General features: G+C 65.2%; 4 protein-coding genes. All 4 read left to right on the top strand.

The genetic code is table 11. The annotated features are described in order from the left end of the window. Nucleotides 1-450, top strand: a 450-nt coding sequence (locus QZL63_RS06580) for an LUD domain-containing protein (protein WP_290586299.1), incomplete at its 5' end; no start/stop codon positions are given. A 30-nt stretch (nucleotides 451-480) separates the two neighbouring features. Continuing rightward, the gene (locus QZL63_RS06585) at nucleotides 481-1,116 is read left to right on the top strand and encodes a hypothetical protein (RefSeq protein WP_022308533.1); all 636 of its coding nucleotides are present in this window, start codon (nucleotides 481-483) and stop codon (nucleotides 1,114-1,116) included. A 21-nt stretch (nucleotides 1,117-1,137) separates the two neighbouring features. Next, nucleotides 1,138-2,505 carry a DNA repair protein RadA gene (radA, locus tag QZL63_RS06590; RefSeq protein WP_022308534.1) on the top strand — a complete coding sequence of 456 codons (1,368 nt, stop codon included), beginning with the start codon at nucleotides 1,138-1,140 and terminating at the stop codon, nucleotides 2,503-2,505. A 142-nt stretch (nucleotides 2,506-2,647) separates the two neighbouring features. Then, nucleotides 2,648-3,191 (top strand): NAD-dependent epimerase/dehydratase family protein (locus QZL63_RS06595; RefSeq protein WP_290586304.1); only part of this gene is annotated, 544 nt, incomplete at its 3' end.

Consider the following 3,191-nt stretch of genomic DNA (forward strand, 5'->3'; position numbering starts at 1 on the left):
CCCCGGCCCGCCAGCCGTTGGACGCTGCTCGACGGATTCGACGCCTCGATGCCCCGTCCCGAACGGCTCGAGATCCGGCGCCAGGCCCTCCTCTGCGACCTCTTCGTCACGGGTATCAACGCCGTCACGGAGCAGGGCACGCTCCACTGGCTCGACATGGTCGGCAACCGGATCGCCCCCGTGGCGTTCGGGCCCCGCAAGGTGATCCTCGTGGCCGGGCGCAACAAGATCGTCGCCTCGCGCGAGGAGGCCGAGGAGCGCATCCGCCGCATCGCGGCCCCGCAGAACATCGCCCGACACCCGGGATTCCACACGCCGTGCGCCAAAACGGGCGTCTGCATGGACTGCAACTCCCCGGACCGGATCTGCAACACCCGCATGGAGATGCTGCGCTGCCACCCGGCCGGACGCATCCAGGTCATCCTGATCGACCGGGAGCTCGGATTATGACACATACGAACCGCACTGAATGAAAAAACGATGAAACGACTGCTGTACATACTGACCGCCGCCCTCATGGCAAGCGCCTGCGGCGAAGAGAAGAACGAAGTTTTCTACACGATCTCCTACCCGATCACGGAGGTCGGGGCCGAAGTCACGATCGAAACGACCGAGCCAGAACCCGAGCCCACACCCGGCGAAGGGGGTGAAACGGGAGGCAGCGACACGACCGGAGGTACGGGAACCGACGAAGGGACCGGAAGCGGCTCGGAAACCGAGGACGAAACCGGCGACGGAACGGGGGAAGGCGGACAGACGGAAGACCCGGCCGTGGCGGAGATCGAGGCCGAGATCATCGCGGCGGCTCCCGTTGCGGCGGGCGGCAGCTACACGCTCTACTTCTCCACGTACAACGCCGGGCGGCTGGAGGTGATGACCGCGGCCGACGCCGCAATGGCAGCGGGCGTATTCGGCAAGGAGCCCGGGCAAAGCTCGATCGAATTCATCTACTCGGGGCGCGACTACGTCGGCACGGTCTCCTCGTACACCGACAGTGAGGGTGTGCGCAAGGTGCTGCTGGCCGTGGACCTCACCGAAGAGTACCGCAAGCTCCACCCCGAGGTGAACATCACCAAGGCCGAACGGCTCGAGTATACCTCGACGAACGCCTACTGATCCCGCAGACGAGCAACGACGATGGCAAAGATCAAGAAAGCCTACTTCTGCCGCAACTGCGGATTCGAGGCGCCGAAATGGCTCGGCAAGTGCCCGGGCTGCGGCGAGTGGAACACCTTCACCGAGGAGATCATCTCGCGCGGGAGCAGCCAGGTGCCGGCAGCCGTCGGCGGACCGCTGCCCGAAAGCCGGCCCCAGCGCGTGGCCGACATCCGCGAAAGCGAACACCGCCGGCTCGACCTGGGCAACACGGAGGTGAACCGGGTGCTGGGCGGCGGCATGGTGCCCGGGTCGCTCGTGCTGCTGGGCGGCGAACCGGGAATCGGAAAATCGACCCTCTCGCTCCAGATCGCCCTCGCGGCAAACGGGCTCAGAACGCTCTACGTCTCGGGCGAGGAGTCGGCCGAGCAGATCAAGATGCGCGCAACCCGCATCGGGATCGGCAACGAGGAGTGTCTGATCTACCCCGAGACTCTGCTCGAACACATCGTCGCACAGATCGCCGAGCAGCGGCCCGACCTGGTGGTCATCGACTCGATCCAGACGATCTACACCGAGCTGATCGACTCGTCGGCCGGCAGCGTGTCGCAGATCCGCGAATGCGCCGCCACCCTGCTCAAATACGCCAAATCGACCGGAACGTCGATCATCATCATCGGCCACATCACCAAGGACGGGACCATCGCCGGCCCGAAGATCCTCGAGCACATCGTCGATGTCGTCCTGCAGTTCGAAGGCGACAGCAACAACGTCTACCGCATCCTGCGCGGCATCAAGAACCGCTTCGGCGCAACGTTCGAGATCGGCGTGTTCGAGATGCTCGACGACGGGCTGCGCGGCGTGGACAACCCCTCGGAAATTCTGCTCACGCACTACGAGGAGCCGCTGTCGGGAATCGCCGTCGGGGCCTCGGCCGACGGGGTGCGTCCCTACCTGATCGAGGTGCAGGCACTCGTGAGCGGCGCCGCCTACGGAACGCCGCAGCGCTCGGCCACGGGTTTCGATGCACGCCGCATGAACATGCTGCTGGCCGTGCTCGAAAAGCGGCTGGGCATGAAGATGTTCCAAAAGGACGTCTTCCTGAACTTCGCCGGAGGATTCAAGGTCGCCGACCCGGGGCTCGACCTGGCGGTGGTGGCCGCCGTCATCTCCTCGTACTACGACCGCCCGATCGCCGAAGGGGTCTGCTGCGCCGGGGAGATCGGCCTCTCGGGCGAGGTGCGCCCCGCACCCCGCACCGAACAGCGCATCAGCGAGGCCGCGCGGCTCGGGTTCCGGAGAATCGTCGTATCGGGCTATCTGGCCAAGGGCACGCGCCGCCCGAAAGGGATCGAGGTTGTCGGCATCACCGGCATCGACCAGCTGCCCAAGGCACTCTTCATCGAGTAGAAGGCGGAGGAGTGCACTGAGAAAACGGGCCCCGAAAGCGTTGGCTTTCGGGGCCCGTTCGCATACCGATGCGGTCTCTGCGGCTGGCAGGACACACATGTGGAACAGAATTTGCTCGCTTGGCCGGTAAAACGGAAAAGTCATGCAAAAAAGAATCGTCGTACTCGGCGGCGCCGGGTTCATCGGGACACATCTCTGCCTGCGGCTGCTCGCCGACGGCAACGAGGTCTTCTGTGTCGATGTCCGCGATGCCGCAGGATCCTCCCTGCTTCGCGACGTCCTGCGCCATCCGGCCTTCCACGCCGTCCGCCACAACATCGTCCACGGATTCGGCATCCGCTGCGACGAGATCTACAACCTCGCCTCCCCTTCACGCGTATGCTACGACAAGGCGCTTCCGGTCGAAGCGCTGCAGGTCTGCATGACCGGGACGATCAACACGCTCGACACGGCCCGCGACGAGCATGCCCGCGTGCTCTTTGCCTCGTCGGGCGAGATGGGCGACACCCGTCCCGCCGCTGCCGAAGGGTGCGGGTGCGCACACACCCTCATGGAGGGAAAACGGGCAGCCGAAGCCCTGCACCGCGCCTACCGCGAGGAGTTCGACGTAGACACACGCATCGCACGCATCTACAACACCTATGGCAGCGGAGCCGACCTGATGGATCAGCGGCTGGTGATGAAGA

Source organism: Alistipes sp. CAG:268, from assembly GCA_000434235.1.
Taxonomy (GTDB): Bacteria; Bacteroidota; Bacteroidia; order Bacteroidales; family Rikenellaceae; genus Alistipes; species Alistipes avistercoris.

Coding starts and splice junctions, on each gene's coding strand:
- QZL63_RS06585 (WP_022308533.1), top strand. CDS start 481: ATGAAACGACTGCTGTACATACTGACCGCCGCCCTCATGGCAAGCGCC.
- radA (WP_022308534.1), top strand. CDS start 1,138: ATGGCAAAGATCAAGAAAGCCTACTTCTGCCGCAACTGCGGATTCGAG.